The 19,340-nt window shown below is 39.9% G+C and carries 17 protein-coding genes; all 17 read left to right on the top strand.

The window, feature by feature from the left end:
- Positions 1-21 precede the first annotated feature (21 nt).
- The 17 genes from MTT30_RS06190 to MTT30_RS06110 all read left to right on the top strand — a co-directional run bounded on the left by MTT30_RS06190 (position 22) and on the right by MTT30_RS06110 (position 19,340).
- Positions 22-1,368, top strand: coding sequence for an FAD-dependent oxidoreductase (locus tag MTT30_RS06190; RefSeq protein WP_429801358.1), 1,347 nt, complete (start codon positions 22-24; stop codon positions 1,366-1,368).
- Between the two features lie 38 nt (positions 1,369-1,406).
- Positions 1,407-2,084, top strand: coding sequence for a DUF4272 domain-containing protein (locus MTT30_RS06185; RefSeq protein ID WP_429801357.1), 678 nt, complete (start codon positions 1,407-1,409; stop codon positions 2,082-2,084).
- Positions 2,085-2,129: 45 nt separating this feature from the next.
- Positions 2,130-3,188 (top strand): NAD-dependent epimerase, encoded by a 1,059-nt coding sequence (locus tag MTT30_RS06180; RefSeq protein WP_429801356.1) that lies wholly within the window; start codon positions 2,130-2,132, stop codon positions 3,186-3,188.
- A 9-nt stretch (positions 3,189-3,197) separates the two neighbouring features.
- Positions 3,198-3,776, top strand: coding sequence for a DNA-3-methyladenine glycosylase I (locus MTT30_RS06175; RefSeq protein WP_429801355.1), 579 nt, complete (start codon positions 3,198-3,200; stop codon positions 3,774-3,776).
- Positions 3,776-4,624, top strand: a complete 849-nt coding sequence (locus MTT30_RS06170; RefSeq protein ID WP_429801820.1) for a DNA ligase — start codon at positions 3,776-3,778, stop codon at positions 4,622-4,624. The genes MTT30_RS06175 and MTT30_RS06170 overlap by 1 nt, the downstream gene beginning before the upstream one ends.
- Positions 4,625-4,703: 79 nt before the next feature.
- Positions 4,704-5,687 (top strand): UDP-glucose 4-epimerase GalE, encoded by a 984-nt coding sequence (galE, locus tag MTT30_RS06165; RefSeq protein ID WP_429801354.1) that lies wholly within the window; start codon positions 4,704-4,706, stop codon positions 5,685-5,687.
- A gap of 8 nt (positions 5,688-5,695) precedes the next feature.
- Positions 5,696-7,018, top strand: a complete 1,323-nt coding sequence (locus MTT30_RS06160; RefSeq protein WP_429801353.1) for a UDP-glucose dehydrogenase family protein — start codon at positions 5,696-5,698, stop codon at positions 7,016-7,018.
- On the top strand, positions 7,015-7,452 hold the full coding sequence (locus MTT30_RS06155) for an ecotin family protein (RefSeq protein ID WP_429801352.1): 438 nt from the start codon (positions 7,015-7,017) through the stop codon (positions 7,450-7,452). The genes MTT30_RS06160 and MTT30_RS06155 overlap by 4 nt, the downstream gene beginning before the upstream one ends.
- Positions 7,453-8,685, top strand: a complete 1,233-nt coding sequence (locus MTT30_RS06150; RefSeq protein ID WP_084109496.1) for a nucleotide sugar dehydrogenase — start codon at positions 7,453-7,455, stop codon at positions 8,683-8,685. It begins immediately after the preceding gene.
- Positions 8,686-8,693: 8 nt separating this feature from the next.
- Positions 8,694-10,820, top strand: coding sequence for an STT3 domain-containing protein (locus MTT30_RS06145; protein ID WP_429801351.1), 2,127 nt, complete (start codon positions 8,694-8,696; stop codon positions 10,818-10,820).
- Positions 10,820-12,337, top strand: a complete 1,518-nt coding sequence (locus MTT30_RS06140; RefSeq protein WP_429801350.1) for an MATE family efflux transporter — start codon at positions 10,820-10,822, stop codon at positions 12,335-12,337. The genes MTT30_RS06145 and MTT30_RS06140 overlap by 1 nt, the downstream gene beginning before the upstream one ends.
- Entirely contained in the window at positions 12,338-13,099 is a 762-nt protein-coding gene (locus tag MTT30_RS06135; protein WP_107793392.1) for a glycosyltransferase family 25 protein, read from the top strand. It abuts the gene before it with no gap.
- Positions 13,100-13,102: 3 nt separating this feature from the next.
- Positions 13,103-14,032, top strand: coding sequence for a glycosyltransferase family 2 protein (locus tag MTT30_RS06130; RefSeq protein WP_429801349.1), 930 nt, complete (start codon positions 13,103-13,105; stop codon positions 14,030-14,032).
- Positions 14,029-15,087, top strand: a complete 1,059-nt coding sequence (locus MTT30_RS06125; protein ID WP_429801348.1) for a glycosyltransferase — start codon at positions 14,029-14,031, stop codon at positions 15,085-15,087. Before MTT30_RS06130 ends, MTT30_RS06125 begins: the two co-directional genes overlap by 4 nt.
- Complete coding sequence (locus tag MTT30_RS06120) at positions 15,084-16,127, top strand: glycosyltransferase (protein WP_429801347.1); 1,044 nt, start codon at positions 15,084-15,086, stop codon at positions 16,125-16,127. The genes MTT30_RS06125 and MTT30_RS06120 overlap by 4 nt, the downstream gene beginning before the upstream one ends.
- Complete coding sequence (gene pglJ, locus MTT30_RS06115) at positions 16,124-17,248, top strand: N-acetylgalactosamine-N,N'-diacetylbacillosaminyl-diphospho-undecaprenol 4-alpha-N-acetylgalactosaminyltransferase (protein ID WP_429801346.1); 1,125 nt, start codon at positions 16,124-16,126, stop codon at positions 17,246-17,248. Before MTT30_RS06120 ends, pglJ begins: the two co-directional genes overlap by 4 nt.
- Positions 17,241-19,340, top strand: coding sequence for an STT3 domain-containing protein (locus MTT30_RS06110; RefSeq protein ID WP_429801345.1), 2,100 nt, complete (start codon positions 17,241-17,243; stop codon positions 19,338-19,340). The genes pglJ and MTT30_RS06110 overlap by 8 nt, the downstream gene beginning before the upstream one ends.

Raw genomic sequence — 19,340 nt, 5'->3', positions numbered from 1 at the left:
TAAACTTTTTTGGGAGAAAAAATGAGGCAGAAGCACTTTGAAGTGGTAATTGTCGGAGCAGGCATTAGTGGGACGGCGCTCTTTTATGAGTTGGCTGCATTTAGCGACATAAAAAAAGTCGCACTTTTAGAAAAATATGACGGCGTAGCTACTCTAAATTCAAACGGCAAAGGCAACTCACAAACCATTCATTGTGGCGATATCGAGACAAACTACACACTAGAAAAAGCAAAAAAAGTCTCTCGTGTGGCAAATATGCCAGTAAAATATGCTCTAAAATACAATCTTGATGGCAAGTATATGTTCGCTCATCAAAAGATGGCACTAGCTATCGGAGATGCTGAAGTAGAGCGTATGAAAGAGAGATATGAGAGTTTTAGAGAGCTTTTTCCTTACCTTGAAATTTATGACAAAGAGAAGTTAAAACAAATCGAGCCAAACGTCGTTTTTGACACAAATGGTAATGAGAGGCCAGAAAACATCATCGCCATAGGCACGCAAAATGGGCAGTTTACGACGATGGACTTTGGTGGCTTAGCAAACTCACTTGTACAAAATGCCATAAATTTAGGCGCAGATGGCTATGAGATCAGCCTAAACTCAGAAGTAACTGATATAAAAAAGGCTGGTGATACATTTCATATAAAGATAAATGATGGCGAAGTGATCACTGCAAACTACGTTGTAGTAGATGCTGGAGGGCATTCACTATTTTTAGCTCACAAAATGGGTTATGGGCTTCATCTTAGCACATTGCCCGTTGCTGGAAGCTTTTATTTCGCAAAAAAACGCTTACTAAACGGCAAAGTCTATATGGTGCAAAACGATAAGCTACCATTTGCCGCGCTTCACGGCGATCCAGATATCTTAGCTAACGGCAACACTCGCTTTGGCCCAACAGCCCTAGTCATACCAAAACTAGAGAGATACCACGGCTGTTCAAGCTTTTTTGACTTTTGTAAATGCCTAAAATTTGATAAAAACGTCTTTGAAGTCTTTACAAATCTCTTAAAAGATAGCGACATCAGATCTTATATTTTAAGAAATTTCTTATTTGAAGTGCCATTTATCAATAAAAAAGAATTTGTAAAAGATGCTAGAAAGATCGTACCAAGCCTAAGTGAAAACGATCTGAGCTATGCTATAAATTTTGGCGGCGTAAGACCGCAAGTTATCGACCGTAATAAAAAGTGCCTTGAGCTTGGCGAGGGCAAGATAAGCACAGGCGAGGGCATAAGTTTTAATATGACTCCAAGCCCTGGGGCTACGAGTTGCTTTGAAATAGCAAGAACTGATATGATTGAAGCCTGTAAATTTTTAGGTAAAAAATTTAACGAAGAGAAATTTAACGCTGAGTTTTTTGAATAAAAATGGGAGTGTTTGATATTTTTACAAAAGGTGCAGATATGCCAAAAACAGCGCAACAAAGAAAAGATGAGAGTATAAAAATTTTAAAAAAAGAGGGTGTGGCTGTGCTTGAGAGCCTGCCACTAAGGTATGACAATAGTGAAGTTACGCCAAGAAGCGTTGATGAGATCATTGCTCGTGCGGTTTGTTCATTTACGGCCATTATGTGTGCTTGCACTATCCGCGATAATGGTCACCTAAGTGAAGATGAGATAGCCTGGGCTAAAGACTTTTTGGGCGATTTTTATGATGACCTAAGTGTAAAAGAAAAAGAGGTCGTAGAGGGCAGGGCTGATATAAATTTAGCCGTAAATATGGGCTGGAAGTATGAGTCGCTTTGGATCTTGCTTTGGGCACTTGGCATTGCTGAAGATATTGGTAAGATGGATAAAATTTGCGACTGCGAGTTTGTGATGGACGTCTTTAGAGAGGGCGGGCTAAAAAGCCGCTCAAAACTTCGCAGTTTGGATGAAATTTTAAGCAAACTTGACCTAGTTTATCGCTACCACTGGGCGTGTGTAGATGCAAGGATAAACGGCAAAAAGGTTGTTGGGCTTGACGAAGAGGTTGTTATGGAAAGACGTGCAGGGCTTGAGTGGCTATGTTGCAAAGGGCAAGAAAATGACGACTTAAGAGCTGAATTTAACGCTTGGGACTACCCTGATCTAAATACGTAAATTTACATTTTTGCACTAAAATAAGCCAAAAATGAAAGGAAAAATATGAAAATTTTAGTAACTGGAACAGCTGGATTTATAGGATTTCACCTTGCAAATGCCCTTGTAAAAAGAGGCGATGAGGTCGTCGGATACGACGTGATAAACGACTACTACGACGTAAATTTAAAGCTTGCTCGCCTAAAAACGGCTGGCTTTGAGACTAGCGAGATAGAGTATGGCAAGCTAACCACCTCAAAAACGCATCCGAATTTAAAATTTATAAAAGCCGACTTGGCCGATGAAAAGACTATGAAAGAGCTTTTTACTAAAGAAAAATTTGACGTAGTGGTAAATTTAGCCGCACAAGCAGGCGTTCGCTACTCTCTCATAAACCCAAAAGCCTATATAGACAGCAACATCACAGGTTTTATGAACATCCTAGAGTGCTGCCGTCACAACGAGATCAAAAATTTAGTCTATGCAAGCTCGAGCTCGGTTTACGGCTTAAATGAGAATATGCCATTTTCTACGCACGAGGCGGTAAATCACCCTATAAGCCTCTACGCAGCGACCAAAAAGAGCAACGAGATGATGGCGCACACTTATAGTCATCTATTTAACGTACCAACGACTGGACTTCGCTTTTTTACGGTTTATGGACCATGGGGACGCCCTGATATGGCGCTATTTTTGTTTGTTGATGCAGCGCTTAAAGATAAAACCATTGACGTCTTCAACTATGGCAAGATGAAGCGTGACTTTACCTATGTGGATGACATCGTAAAGGGCATCATAAAATGCATCGATAATCCTGCAAAACCTAATCCAAACTGGGATGCAAAGCACCCAGACCCTGCCACCTCAAAAGCGCCGTTTAAGGTCTATAATATCGGTAACAACAGCCCAGTCGAGCTCATGGACTACATTAAGGCGGTTGAGATAAAGATCGGCCGTGAGATCAAGAAAAATTTCCTCCCACTTCAAGCAGGCGACGTACCAGCGACATTTGCTGATGTGAGCGACTTGGTGGCCGACTTTGACTACAAGCCAAATACAAAAGTAAATGACGGCGTGGCTAAATTTGTTGAGTGGTACTGCGAGTTTTACGGAGTTAAAATTTAAGGAAAGCAGATGAGGCGATGCGAATGGGCAAAAGGCGAGCTTGATATAGCTTACCACGATAACGAGTGGGGCAAAGCCATAAAAGATGATAGAAAATTTTTCGAAATGATAGTTCTGGAGGGCTTTCAGGCGGGACTTTCGTGGCATGGTGTGCTTCAAAAAAGAGAGGCCATGAGAGAGGCGTTTGATGGCTTTGATCCAGAGAAGATCAAGCTTTACGGCGAGGCTGAGATAGCGAAATTTATGCAAAATGAGAGATTGATTCGCAACAGATTAAAACTAAAATCGCTTTCTGCAAACGCCATTGCATTTTTATCCGTAACGCAAGAATTTGGTAGCTTTTATGACTATCTTTGGGGATATTTGCTAAGAAAATTTGACCCCAAATTTGATGGCAAACAGATCATAAATCACTATCAAGATATCAAACAAGTGCCGGCGACTACGCCGATGTCTGATTTTGTGGCAAAGGAGCTAAAAAAGCGAGGGTTTAAATTTTTAGGCTCTGTTAGCACCTATGCATTTTTGCAAAGTGTGGGTGTGGTGGATGATCATATGGACTATTGCTTTTGCAAGGCAAAAGCTTGATTAGAATATTTTTTGCGGTTTTAGTCCTTTTAAATTTTGCATTTTCTCTTGATTTGCTGCGCCTTAGCGAGTATAAAGATCAAAATGTCTCAGGCTGGCTAGCTAGCGAAAAGCTTGATGGCGTGCGTGCCTACTGGGACGGAGAGAATTTACTCTCAAGGCAAGGCAAAAGGCTGAATGCGCCGCTAAGTTTTACTAAAAATTTCCCAAAATTTGCACTCGATGGCGAGCTTTACGCAAAAGAGCTTAAATTTGAAGAAATTCAAGCAACAGTGATGGATAAGTTGCCCGATGAAAAAGCTTGGCATAGGTTAAAATTTCATATTTTTGATGTGCCTGAGGCAAATGGTGGCTTGCTTGATAGGCTTGAAGTTTTGGCTAAATTTTTAAAAAATGAGCCAAATCAAAATTTGATCATCATAAAACAGATAAAAATGCGTGATAACGCTCAGTTTTTAAAATTTGCTGAGGAGATTATCTCGAATGGTGGCGAAGGAGCTGTGGTGCGTGAGCCAAATGCGCCCTACGAGCGAAAAAGAAGTAAAAATGCACTGAAATTTAAAAAATTTAAAGACGCCGAGTGCGAGGTAGTCTCCATAAATAAAGGCAACGGCAAATACGTTAATCTTGCTGGCTCGCTCACTTGCAGGGCGCTTGGCGGCAAAGATAAAGAAGAAAAAGCTGGCGAGCCAAAAGAGGGCACTATCTTTAAAATAGGCTCAGGACTAAGCGATGAGCAACGCACAAATCCCCCAAATATAGGCTCTATCATAACGTATAAATTTCAAAATTTAACAGCCAATGGAAAGCCAAGATTTCCCATATTTTTAAGGGTTAGAGAGGATTAAATTTCATTCAAAGCCTTACTTTACTTTTGCTTTACTCTATTTTTGATAAAATTAACCACTTTTTATGAAAGGCTTAAACTTGAAGATTTTAATAACAGGTGGTGCTGGATACATCGGCAGCCACGTAGTAAAAGCACTTTTAAAGCAAGGCAGAGATGAGATAACCATCATCGACAATCTTTGCAAGGGTTCACAAAAAGCACTTGAAGCACTCCAAAAATTAGGAAATTTCAAATTTATAAACGCAAATTTAGAGGATGATCTAAATGAAATTTTTGCAAATGGTAAATTTGATGCCATCATCCATTTTGCAGCGTTTATTGAGGTCTTTGAGAGTATGAGTGAGCCGCTAAAATACTATCTAAATAACACCGCAAACGTCGCAAGGGTGCTAAGATACGCAAAAACTTACAGTGTAAATAAATTTATATTTAGCTCAACTGCCGCAGTTTACGGCGAGCCAGACGTGGCAGAAGTTAGCGAAACAACGCCTACAAATCCGATAAATCCATACGGCAGAAGCAAGCTCATGAGCGAGCAGATCATCAAAGACTACGCCGCTTCAAATGAAAATTTTAAATTTGCAATACTTCGCTACTTTAACGTCGCAGGCGCGGACGAAGAGGGGCTTATCGGTCAAAACTATCCAAACGCCACGCACCTTATCAAAGTAGCTGTGCAAACTATACTTGGCAAGCGTGAGAGCATGGGTATCTTTGGCGATGACTACGCGACAAAAGATGGCACATGCGTAAGAGACTATATCCATGTTAGCGACCTGGCAGACGCTCACATTAGCGCGCTGGAGTGCATCGGAGAAAACGGCAGCGAAACTTTTAACGTGGGATATGGCAGAGGATTTAGTGTAAAAGAGGTCATCGAGACCGCAAAAAAGGTAAGTGGGGTAAATTTCAAGGTGTTAAATGCGTCAAGAAGGGACGGCGATCCAGCTATCCTTATCTCAAACGCAAGCAAACTGCGCTCGCTAACAAGCTGGAAGCCAAAAAGAGATGACCTAGCGCTCATCATAAAAACCGCCCTTGAGTGGGAAAAGAAAATTTAAGGATAAACATGAGGGTAGCAGTAATTGGAACCGGATATGTTGGACTAGTAAGTGGTGCATGTTTTGCCAAAATGGGCAACAGCGTGATCTGCGTCGATGTCGATGAAAAAAAGATCAAAGCACTAAAAAACGGCGTCGTACCGATATATGAGCCAGGGCTTGCTGATATCGTAAGTGAGTGCTACAAAAATGGCTCGCTTAAATTTAGCACGCAGATAACTGAGGCGCTAGAGCATGCAGATGTGTTATTTATCGCAGTTGGCACGCCTATGGGCGCTGATGGACAGGCGGATTTAAAATACGTTCTCTCGGTGGCAAAATCGATCGGAGAAAATTTAAGCAAACCGCTAATCGTAGTCGATAAATCAACCGTCCCAGTAGGCACTGGAGCCAAGGTGCACGAGGTGATCGAGGCTGAGCTTAAAAAGAGAAATGTAGAGGTTAAATTTGAAGTAGTCTCAAACCCAGAGTTTTTAAAAGAGGGCGCGGCGGTTGAGGACTTTTTAAAGCCAGACCGCGTAGTTATCGGAGCTAGCAGCGAGTGGGGCTTTAGCGTGATGAGAGAGCTTTATGAACCATTTATGAAAAATCATGATAGGCTCATTTGTATGGACGTAAAGTCAGCAGAGATGACAAAATACGCTGCAAATTCGATGCTAGCAACAAAGATAAGCTTTATAAACGAGATAGCAAATATCTGTGAACGTGTGGGAGCTGATGTAAATTTAGTAAGAAAAGGCATCGGCAGCGACTCAAGGATCGGATATAGTTTCATCTACCCAGGCTGCGGATACGGTGGCAGCTGCTTTCCAAAAGACGTCGAGGCGCTTATATACACCGCTAGACAAAACGGATTTGAGCCAGAGCTTTTAAACGCGGTCGAGTCAAGAAATAAGGCTCAAAAAAGAGTGCTATTTGATAAAATTTATAACTTCTTTGGCGGCGATCTAAAAGGCAAAACTATCGCTCTTTGGGGGCTTGCGTTTAAGCCAAACACAGACGATATGCGCGAGGCTAGCTCGATAACATTGATAAAGCTTTTAGACAAAGCTGGCGCGAAAGTGGTCGCTTATGATCCAAAGTCAAGTGAAGAAGCCAAAAAATATATGCCAGATTTAGATATAAAATACGCTAAAAATAAGTACGATGCGCTTGATAACGCCGATGCTATGGTGCTTGTGACCGAGTGGAGCGAGTTTAGATCGCCTGATTTTATGGAGATCAAAGAGAGGCTAAAAAACGCTGTCATATTTGATGGGCGCAACCAATACAACGCTAAAATTTTAGCTGAGCATGGATTTAAGTATTTCCAAATCGGAGTAAAGGCATGAGAAAAATTTTACTTTTTGTCGTAGCTTGCGTGCTGCCGTTTACGCTTTTGGCGAGCGAAAACGCGGCGAAAACCGAGGAAAAGATTTTTGAGCTACCTATTTCAAAGATGCCGCCTGATTATTTTAAATACGAAGTCGCGTTTTTTAAAGAAATAGAAATCGACTGCAACTTTGCCTTTTTGCTCGGCGGAAAGCTTGAACAAAAAGAGGACGCGCGCGGGATTTATTACGAATTTAGCGGCGGTGACGAGCTAGCGCAAACGATGATGCTCTGCAAGGACGCAAAGAAAAAGAGACGGGTTTATTACGAGCTCACTCAAATTTTACCAGGCGTTAGCCCTATTAGAATTATAACTCCAAAAGGTGTAAGTGCGGAAATAAGAATGTACGAACGCGTAAAAAAGATAGAAGCAAAAAAAGAAAGGAAAAAGTAAATGAAAATAGCAGTAGTAGGACTTGGATATGTTGGACTTCCACTTGCAGCAGCTTTTAGTGAAAAGTACGAAGTAGTAGGCTTTGATGTAAATGCAAAACGTATAGAAGAGCTTAAAAGTGGCTATGATAGAACGCTTGAACTTAGCAACGAGCAGATGAAAAAAGCGATCGATAATGGTATGAAATTTAGCCTAAATTTAGACGATATTAAAGAGTGCAACTTCTTCATCGTGACCGTCCCGACTCCGATAGATAAGAACAAACGCCCTGATCTAACTCCAGTCGTAAAAGCGACTGAGAGTGTGGCAAAAGTACTTAAAAAAGGCGACATCGTTGTCTATGAAAGCACCGTTTATCCAGGTGTTACAGAGGAGATTTGCGTGCCACTTCTTGAAAAAAGTGGGCTTAAATTCAATAAAGACTTCTTCTGCGGCTACTCTCCAGAGCGTATAAACCCAGGTGACAAAGAGCACACAGTGACAAAGATCAAAAAGATCACAAGCGGCTCAACTCCAGAGATCGCTGATAAGGTCGATGAAATTTATCGCTCGATCATCACAGCTGGCACACACAAAGCATCAAGCATCAAGGTAGCAGAGGCTGCAAAGGTCATCGAAAACACTCAGCGCGACATTAATATCGCCTTTATAAACGAGCTTGCGATGCTTTTTGAAAAGCTTCATATCAACACCATTGACGTGCTTGAAGCTGCAGGAACTAAGTGGAATTTCCTAAATTTCCGCCCAGGTCTAGTTGGTGGACACTGCATCGGCGTAGATCCATACTATCTCACTCACAAAGCTCAAGAGGTAGGCTATCATCCAGAGATGATCCTAGCAGGCCGCCGTATCAACGACGATATGGGCAGATACGCAGCTGATCAGGTTATAAAACTAATGATAAGAAAAGGCGTGCTTATCAACAAAGCTCGCGTGCTTGTTCTTGGTATGACATTTAAAGAAAACTGCCCAGATATAAGAAATTCTCGCGTTATAGACGTAGTTGATGAGTTAAAAGACTTTGGCTGCAAGGTCGATGTGACTGATCCTTGGGCTGATAGCGCTGAGGTAAAACACGAGTACGGCTTTGATCTAGTGAAAGAGTATAACCTAGATGACTACGACTGCATCGTGATCGCCGTAGCTCACAATGAGTTTAAAAAGCTAAATTTAAAAGGCCATTTAGTTTATGATATAAAAAATATCTATCCAGAGGCTGACGCTAGGCTGTAAGGAATTTAGTGCACAAAGTAAGCGTAAATTGTAAAATTTTACTTATATTTCTGGCTGCTTATCTGTTTGGATTTGTGGCTAGGATGTTCTGGGTATTGTGGGCAAAGGAGATGCCAGAATTTTACTTTAATGGCGAATTTATGCTTACGACAAATGACTCATACTACTACGCAGAAGGTGCTAGAGATATGCTGGCTGGCTTTCATCAGCAAAATGACTTTAGCCCCTTTAATCACCCAATCTCAACTATAGTTTTTTATATTTGCAAAATTTTTCCTTTTAAGATCGAAAGCGTGATGTTTTATATGAGCATCTTTTTAGCTCCTCTTATCGCACTTCCAGTTATTTTGATATCAAATGAGCTTAAAGCGCTAAAAGCTGGGGCTGTGGCAGCGTTTATGAGTGTTATCTTGCCAAGCTATCTTTCAAGGACATCGCCTGGATATTTTGATAGTGACATGTTAAATGTCACATTTGCACTTTTTATCATCTATTTTTTGATCAGGCTTTTAAACACAAATGAACAAAAATTTATCGTTTTGCCGGGCCTTTTTGTATCGCTTTATCTTTGGTGGTATCAAAGCTCATATGCACTTATTTTAAGTATTTTCTTTATGTTTTTACTATATACGCTAGTTTTTATGCGAGATAGATTGCAAAATTATCAAGCGATATTTTTTATGTTTATAAGCATCGTAAGCTCAAATGCTTTTACTAAAGATCCACTAATAGCAAATAAAATTTTGGTTTTTAATTTAGCAGTTATTGCTTTGTTTTTATCTTTTTTTTGCAAATATAAAAATTTACTCTCAGCTAGAAATTTAGCCATTTTTCTTACTTTAATGCTAGCTATTTTTATCTATTTTGGTGGGCTTGATTTTATCATTTCAAAGATGGGTATTTATGTTTTTAAGGGCGCTGAAGCCATCAACGATAAATATTATTTTATAAACGGATATAACTTTATTAGTGAAATAAAAGGTTCTAGCCCTTTATATTTTATCTATTTCATGTCAGGAAATATTCTTATATTACTGGCAGCTATTATTGGATACTTGCTACTTTGCTTTAAATTTCGTCCATTTTTACTTACTTTGCCAATGTTTGGTCTAGGTCTCCTCTCTTTTTTTGGCGGAGTTAGATTTGTTATGTATGTAACACCACTTGTTGCACTTGGTTTTGGATACTTTTTACATTTTTTTTTAAATTTATTTGATCTTAGAAGCTCTATTAAAAATTTATCATTTTTGGTTTTTGCAATAGCTGCCATTGCTATAAATTTAGATTTTGCTTATTCGTATAGACCAAATACCTTAATCACTAATGATGAGGCAGTTGCGCTTAGTGATATTAAAAAGGTAGCAAAGCGCGATGATTACGTATTTTCATGGTGGGATTATGGTTATGCTATAAGGTATTTTGCTGACGTTGAGACATTAAATGACCCTGGTAGGCAAGGCTATGAACACAACTATTTTGTAAGTCTTGCTTTGAGAAAAGATGAGGCATTTTCAGCTAAACTCGCAAGGGTGGCGGTTGCATATAATGATATCTCACTTGAGCAAAATATTAGGCTGATAGAAGAGATTTTAAAAGACTACAACACAAGCGATGTAAATACTTTTTTAAATCAGCTTGAAAATGCAAATTTTACTCTGCCACTAGCAAATCAGGCGGTTTATTATTACCTTGTGCCTAATATGATTGATATTGCTCAAAATATCTTTAGATATAGCTATATTGATGTTGCAACTGGTAAAAAACAAAAAGAGGATTTTTACCATGTTAGTGCGTTAAATGGCATTAGTGAAGCTGGCATTGATCTAGGAGATGGCTATACTTTGCCTATGAATGAGCAAAAATTTATCATACACAATGGTGAAAAAATAGCTGTAAAATCATTTTATAAAGTAAAAGGATCCGGAAGAGATTTGCGAATAGATGAAAAAATCATAGATAAAAATGCCAAAATTTATGTGGTTTTTTTGGAAGATTATGCGCGGATATTGTTGCTTGATGAAAATGCTTTTAACTCATCTTTTGTACAGCTTTTTATATTTGAAAAGGCTGATGATAGATACTTTGAGCCATTTATCGTTTCAAATGGTGTAAAAATTTATAGGTTAAAAATTTAATGCTAATCAATCTAATAAGTTCCATTATAGTTTTTATCGTATCAATGGGTATAAATTTCTTTCTTGCGCCATTTATCCTAAAAAGCCTTGGTAACGAAGCTTTTGGCTTTGTGGGCCTTAGCAACGCCATCGTTAGCTACGCAGCAGTCATAAGTGTGGCGATAAACTCGGTTAGTGGGCGCTTTGTCGCTCATGCGTGGCATAAAAAGGATCTAAGCCTTGCAAACACCTACTACTCGTCTGTACTTGTTGTAAATATATTCTTTTGTGCCGTTGTAGTGGTGCTTAGCTCCGTTTTTATCCTAAATTTGCAAAGCTTTTTAAACGTCCCTGAAAATTTACTTTTCGATGTGAGAATGACCCTTGTTTTTTACTTTATAAATTTCTGCGTTGGGCTATTTAACGGCGTTTTGACGGTTTGTGCCTTTGTGACAAATAAGCTCTATCTGCTCTCCATCAGAAATGCCATCTCAAGCGCGATCCTAGCGATCCTTATCGTGGCACTCTTTTTCTTTTTTAAGCCGTTCATTTCATACATCGCCATTTCAGCGCTAGTTGCTAGCCTTTTTGTCTTTTTTAGCACCATTTTTATGTCAGCTCGCATCACACCAGAGCTAAAATTTAGTCTTAGTAAATTTGACTTTTCTAAGATTAAAGAGCTTTTAAGCTCTGGCATTTGGAATAGTTTTAATGCACTAAACCGCATACTTTTAACGGGTATGGACCTATTTATCTGCAACATTTTCGTAAATGCAAACGCCACTGGTCTTCTTTCAGTCGCAAAAGCTGCTCCTATCATACTTGAGAGCTTTGTGGCGCAGCTTAGCGGTATCTTTGCGCCAAAATTTGTTGAGCTTTACTCTAAAAATTTGATCACGGATCTCATAAAAGAGGCTAAATTTTCGATGAAGGTGATCGCCTTTGTGATGAGCGCTCCGGCTGCATTTTTCGTCGTTTTTGGGCTGGATTTCTACACGCTTTGGCTACCTTTTAAAAGCGCAGATGAGGTTAAATTTATCTACAATGTCTCGATGATCACGCTTGTGCCGATCGTCTTTATAAGCTTTGTTTTTTCGCTTTTTAACCTTGATAGCGCGACAAATAAGCTTCGCCGCCCAGCCATTGCCAACACTATCCTTGGTGTTAGCACTATCGTAGTACAAATAGCCCTGCTTAAATTTAGTGACTACGGCGTTTATGGCATTGTCATTGTTGCAGCCATTTTTTATAGCATAAGAATTCTTGGCTTTGACCTCATAAACGCTGCTTTAAATTTAGAGGTAAAGCTCACCACATTTTACGGGGTTTATTTTAAAAATTTAGCCGTTTTTGCGCTTTGCGTGCTTGCGATGTTTGCCTGCAAGGACTTTGTAAGCTTAGATAACTGGCTAAAATTTGCTATCTTTGCTGCGATATACGCCGGCGCAGCTTATATTTTGGGATATTTTTTGTTTTTTAATGCCTTCGAGCGAGGCATAGTCTGGCGTAAAATTTTAAAAAAATTTAAAAGGTCTTAAATGGATGAAATTTACCTGATCTCTTTGGCAAAAGATATCAAAAGGCGTGAGCTTTTACAGCAGAAATTTGGCTCTTATGATAGCTTTAAGCTAATAGACGCAATAGACGGCAGGGAGCTAAACGCGAGGGAGTACTACAAGATTATTTCGCCATCATTTAAAGCTTACGGCAAGGTTTTAAGCCCAGCAGAAGTTGGCTGCTCGCTCTCACATGTGAAGGCCTACGAGGCATTTTTGGCAAGTGAGGCCAAATTTGCCCTCATCTTTGAAGATGATGTGATCGGAGATGACTTAGCTATTAAAGAGGCCTTTTTAGCAGCTAGCAAAATACCAGAAGAGAGTGTGCTCATATGTGGCATGCAAGATGGGCTAGAGGGCAGGTTTAGCGCCTTTGGCAAAAAGGTGGATACTAACCTAAGTAAGCCGCTTTGGCAGGTCTCAAAGCACTCATTTTCAAGCATTTATAGAGCAGGGGCTTATGTGCTAACTAAAAAAAGTGCTAAAAATTTGCTTGAAATCCACAAAAAAGCACTTTGTACGACTGATGTTTGGGACTATTTGCTTGGTGTTAACGACATGCAGATGTATTTTTGCGATCTTTTTGCACACCCTACTGATCTTAGCGGCTCAAACATCGAAGGAGAGCGCCTTGAGAGGGGATACAACGCAAATTTAAAGGCCTATATAAAGACAATTAAATTTATACTTTTCTCACGGCTTGAAAAGCTTCAAGGCTATGAGAGAATTTTTAAAAGGGGCTAGATAATGGGGCCGTTAATCAGCATCGTAACCGCGACTTACAAGCGTCCAGAGCTTTTAAAAAAAGCCATAAAAAGCGCTCTAGCTCAAAGCTATAAAAACCTAGAGATTATAGTTACTGACGACGGCGATGACGAGAGTGCGAGTGAAATTTGCAAGAGTTTTAACGATGCTAGGATCAAATTTGTAAAAAACAGCGCTCACAAAAAGAGTCCAAATGGCAACAAAAATAACGGCTTTGACAACGCAACAGGCGAGTTTGTCTGCTTGCTTGACGATGACGATGAGCTTTTGCCAGAGGCGATTGCTGAGTGCTATGAAATTTTAAAAAGTGGCGAGTATTCGTGCGTTTTTACAGACGCTATCTGCGAAAAAGATAGCGTGATGACTGAGGCGATGGCTGGTAGAAACCCGTATAACATGAGCGGGGCGATGAGCAAGGTTGATTATCATTGTGGGCGGATAAATGGCGAGTATTTCAAGCTTTTTTCACGTGAATTTATAGATGATTTTAGGTTTGATGAGAGCAGTTTTGGCGGCGAAAATGAGCTTTACATCCGCTTTTTTGAAAAAAATGTCTTCTATCTTAAAAAGCCGCTTTACATCTACCGCATCGCAAGAAGTGATAGTGCTACGCTAAATGCTGGCAAACACGCTCTAAACGTAGCAAACGCCTACATAAAAACGGCAAATATGCACTACGAGATAGCTATAAAAAATGAGCCAAAATTTCTAGCTATGCAGTATAAAAACGCCGCTTACTACGCCAAGATAGCAGGCGAATATGGGCTGATGCTAAGCTGTATTTTTAAGAGTCTTAGCATTAAATTTAGCAAAGAGGCGTTTATATTTTTTTTGCTTAGTCCGCTTCCAAGTGGCATTTTACCAGCACTCTCAAGGCTTAGAGTAAAGATAAAGAAAAGGTTTGGCGTATGAAGATATTATTTGTCACATCAACGCTTAGAAGTGGCGGTGCGGAGCGAGTTTGTGCGGTGATCGCATCAAGATTTAGCTTGGATCACGAGGTGAGTATTGTTAAATTTGACAAGGACGAACCATTTTACGAGCTAGCAAGTGGCGTAAAGCTCATAAATTTAGGCGTTGGGGCTGATGAGCTTGGCTTGGTTGGAAATTTAAAAAAGAGAGTTTTAAAGGTATTTGCTTTAAGAGCGCTCATACGAGAGGGTAAATTTGACGCCGTGATATCCTTTTTAGACGCCGTAAATACCTTGGTGCTCTTTAGCTCAGCTGGGCTAAAAACGCCTATAATAATAAGCGAGCACACAAACTATCTTGCACCAAAAAGAGCCATTTTTAAGGTGCTAAGACGCCTTAGCTACCCATTTGCAAACGCACTTAGTGTCTTAAGCGACGAGGATCTAGGGCATTACTCGAAATTTTGCAAAAATGTGATGAAAATTTATAACCCACTCTTTGAAGAGATACGCAGTGAGAGCTTTGATAAAGAAAATTTAGTTATCTTTGTTGGCAGGCTAAATAAGATAAAAAACTGCGAAATGTTTGTAAGAGTGGCTGCAAACTTAAAACAAAGCGGCTATAAATTTGCTGTTGCTGGAGATGGCGGCGAGAGAGCGAATTTAGAAAATTTAGCCAAGAGCTTGGACGCTGATGTCGAATTCTTAGGCAACGTTAGCGACATCGCCTCACTTTATAAAAGAGCAAAGGTGCTGATCTCTTGCTCAAATTTCGAGGGTCTTGGAAACACTTTGATAGAGGCTATAAACTATGACTGTGTGCGGGTCGCGACAAGAACTAGCGGGGCAAAAGAGCTTATAAAAGATGGCTTTGATGGCTTGCTTTGCGAGGTAAATGACGATAGGCAGATGAGTGAGAAGCTTGCAAAAATGCTGCAAGATGAAGCAAAAATGGGCGAATTTGCTAAAAATGCAAGGACTAGGCTTGATGAGTTTAGCGTGGAGCAAATTTATAAAAAATGGCTGGAGCTTTTAAGGCTTGGAGGTGTGAAGTGAAAATTCTTTTTGTCATCGCCGCACTTAGAAATGGCGGAGCTGAGCGAGTGCTAAATGTGCTTGCAAATGAGCTTAGCAAGGACAATGAGATCACTATCGCCCTGCTTGAAGAGGATCTTGGACTTTATAAATTTAGTGAAAAGATAAGTATCATAAACCTTAACGTCACTGGCTCAGGGCTGGCTTTAAAATTTAAAAAAATTCTCGCTCTTAGAGCACTTTTTAAAGAGCAAAGGGCTGATCTTATAATGAGCTTTATCGACTGGACAAACGTCGCTTGCGTGCTGGCAAATTTGGGGCTAAAGAGCAAACTAATAGCAACCGAGCATCACGAGCATAGCTACTTAAAAAGCAAAATCGCAAGCGCTATGCGTGATCTTGCCTACCGCTTTGTAGATGGCTTAAGTGTGCTAAGTAAAAGCGACTACGACTACTATAAATTTGCCAAAAACCGCGAGGTCATCCACAACCCACTTTTTATTGATGTGCCTGAAATTTGCAAGAAGCAAAATGTCATCTTAAGCGTGGCGAGGCTGGAGGCGGTAAAGGGCTATGATATCTATTTTGAGGCGCTTAGCAAGGTGGATAAAAGCTTGCTTGATGGCTGGGAGATAAAGATCGCAGGCAGTGGCAGGCAGGAGGCACAGCTAAAGCAAATGGCGTCAAATTTAGGGCTTAACGTCAAATTTTTAGGCCATATGAGTGATGTTAGCAACCTTTATAGTGAGGCAAAAATTTTTACTCTTAGCTCACGAAGCGAGGGGCTTTCAAACGTGCTAATCGAATCAGGCGCTTTTGGCTGTGCTAGGCTAAGTAGCAACACTGTGGGAGCAAGAGAGCTTATAAATGACGGCATTAACGGACTTATCTTTAAAATTGGCAATGCAAATGATCTAAAAGATAAGCTTGAAATGCTTTTAAAAGATGAAAATTTAAGGCAAAAACTAGCAAAAAATGCCAGCGAAAGTGCAAATTTATTTAGCAAAGAAAATATCATCAAGCAGTGGCGAGAATTTATAAAAAAGGTTGTTAGCAAGTGAAAAAATTAGCCGTTTTTTTATACTCGATGGGGCCTGGCGGGGCTGAGCGAAATGTGGCAAATTTACTGCCATTTTTAGTTAAACGTTATGAAGTTCATCTCATCTTAATGAGCAAGGTCATCGCTTACGAGATCCCAAGCGAGGTGCAAATCCACTTTATAGAAAATAGCGATCCTTACGAGAGCGGGCTAAAGAAGCTTGCAAGGCTCTTTTTGGCAATGCCAATGCTTGCCTTTAAGTATAAAAAACTTTGTCAAAACTTAGGCATCGACACGCAGTTTGTGCTTATGAACCGCCCTTGTTATATCGCTGCAATAGCTAGAATTTTGGGCTTTAAAAAGAGGCTAGTTATCAGTGAGAGAAGCTGTCCGTCTATCTTATATAAAAACGATCTAAGCGGACGAGTTAATAAATTTTTACTCACTCATCTTTATAAAAAAGCTGATCTCATCCTCGCAAATGCAGCTGGCAATAAAGAGGATCTGGTGCGAAATTTTGGCATGAGCGAAGCAAAAACAAAGGTGCTTTATAACGCCCTTGATCTAAAAACTATAAATTTGCTAAAAGATGAGCCACTTGAGAGTGATTTTAGGCCATTTTTCATAAATATTGGCCGCCTTGATAGCGGTAAAAATCAAGCCATGCTAATAAAAGTCATAGCTTCCATTAACGACCCTCACGCTACGCTTGGTATCCTTGGTAAAGGGCCTTTAAAGGACGAGCTACAAAATTTGATAGACAAATTTGGCGTGGGTGATCGAGTAAAGCTTCTTGGCACTGATAAAAATCCTTTTAGGCACATAAAAAACGCCTCTTGCTTGCTTTGCGCTTCGCGTTTTGAGGGCTTTTCAAACGTCTTGCTTGAAGCGCTAGCGTGCGAAAAAACTATCATCTCAACCGAGCATAAGAGTGGCGCAAAGGAGCTTTTGGGCGAGAGTGAGTTTGGCATTTTGGTGCCAGTTGATGATGAAAATGCGATGAAAGAGGCGATGATAAAGGTGCTTAACGAGCCAAAGATAAGGCAAAATTTTGAAAAGGTTGCGTATAATCGGGCTAAATTTTTTGATAGTGAAAATATAGCGAGCAAGCTTATAAATTTTTTGGAAAATCCTAATGAATAGAAATTTATTTTTTAAAAATTACTCTTTATACTTGATGATATTTGTCGCAGTCTTTTTTAGCGTGATTTGTAGGCTTTACTGGGTCTTTTGGGCGAGTGAGTATCCAGTATTTTTCTGGAACAACGAGCTAATGATCAGCACAAACGACGGCTACGCATTTGCCGAGGGTGCAAGGGACATGCTGGCTGGCTTTCACCAAGAAAACGACCTTAGCTACTACGGCTATCCGCTTTCCACACTTACTTACTGGATCGTGAAATTTCTAGGTGTTAAGCTTGAGACAGCGATGATTTATATGAGCGTATTTTTCTCATCGCTTGTGGCTGTGCCAGTTATCTTGATCGCAAATGAGTATAAGCTAAAATTTGCTGGCTTTATCGCCGCACTTCTTGCAGTGGTCGCAAATAGCTACTACAACCGCACAATGGCAGGCTACTACGACACTGACATGCTCATCATCCCACTTAGCGTCTTTGTCGTCTGGGGACTTATTAGAGTACTTGAGAAAAAGGACGCAAAGAGCCTAATAATCGCGCCTTTAAGCGTGCTTATTTACATGTGGTGGTATGCGAGCGCCTTTTCGCTTATTAGCGTTTTAACTGGGCTATTTTTACTTTACACGCTCATTTTTGATAGGAAAAACCCGCTTTTTTATCTTGAAATTTCGCTGCTTTTACTTGCCATTTCAAATCTTGATCTAACGCTTAAATTTATCGCTATCATCGCTATTTATACGCTTTGTCTTTTTAAAAAAGAGATGATAAATTTAAAATTTGCTCTTGCTGTTTTGGTTGTTGTTTTTGCTGTTTTTGTCATCCGTGGCGGACTAAATCCGATTATTTTTCAGCTTAAATTTTACGTCTTTAGAGATGCGCCTGAAGTTGGAGGCATGAGCTTTCACTTTTTTAATGTCAATCAAACTATCCAAGAGTCAAGCATCGTTGATTTTACGCTATTTTGCGAGAGGATCAGCGCAAATGTCATAACATTTCTGATCTCGCTTGCTGGCGTTGCTCTTTTTTGCTTTAAATACCGCTCATTTGCCGTCTCGCTTGGCATGCTAGCTCTTGGCTTTTTGGCATTTAAAAGTGGCCTTAGATTTACTATTTATGCTGTGCCTATCATGGCACTTGGATTTGGCTATTTAGTGGAGTTTGTGCTTGCAAATTTAAAGCTAAAAGGAGCCGTGCTAAATCTTGCGAGAGCCTTTATAACCGTGCTTGCTCTTACTCCAGCTCTCATTCATATCTATGGCTACAAGGCTGAGCCAGTTTTTGTGCACAAAGAGGTTGAAATTTTAAATAAGCTAAAAGGTATCGCAGGACGTGAGGACTACGTGGTTGCGTGGTGGGACTATGGATATCCGATTAGATATTACAGCGATGTTAAGACGCTAATTGATGGCGGAAAGCACCTTGGACGTGAAAATTTTGCCGTGAGTTTTGCGCTTGGAAGCGATGAGATAAGCTCAGCAAATATGGCAAGGCTTGATGTTGAGTACACAGAGAGAAATTTTAAAGAGCGATTTAATGGCAATTTGGCTCAAATTTTAAAAGAGAGAAATGCAAGCATCGATCAGTTTTTTAACGATATAAAAGAGGCAAATTTTAGCCTGCCAGCAAAGACAAGGGATATTTACTACTACTTGCCAGATAGGATGCTTGGTATTTTTCCGACCATTTTGCAGTTTAGCAAGATCGATCTAAAAAGCGGTAAAAATTTAAACAACGGCCTTTTTATCGTCACAAGAGCGATCTCTCAAAATGAAAATGGCATTAGGCTAAATGGTGGTTTTACGCTCACAAGTGATGTCACAAATTTAATCTATGATGGCAATATCTTGCCTCTTAAATCTTTCATAGAGACTGATTACAACGAGGCTGGCAAGCTAAATGTCAAAGAGTATAAAAATAACGAAAGTTCAAATATTTCTGTCATTTTTATGAGAGATTATGGTAGGTTTATCATCCTTGATGAAAGCATCTTAAATAGCGCATACATCCAGCTTTTTGTACTTGAAAGGTACGATCCAAAAATTTTTGAGCCAGTTATACTTGACGGGGCGGCAAAAATTTATAAACTAAAGAGGTAA

It is taken from the genome of Campylobacter concisus, assembly GCF_050447445.1.
GTDB lineage: Bacteria > Campylobacterota > Campylobacteria > Campylobacterales > Campylobacteraceae > Campylobacter_A > Campylobacter_A concisus_BI.
Note: the sequence above shows the minus strand (reverse complement) of the source record. Positions and strands in the feature narration are given on the sequence as shown.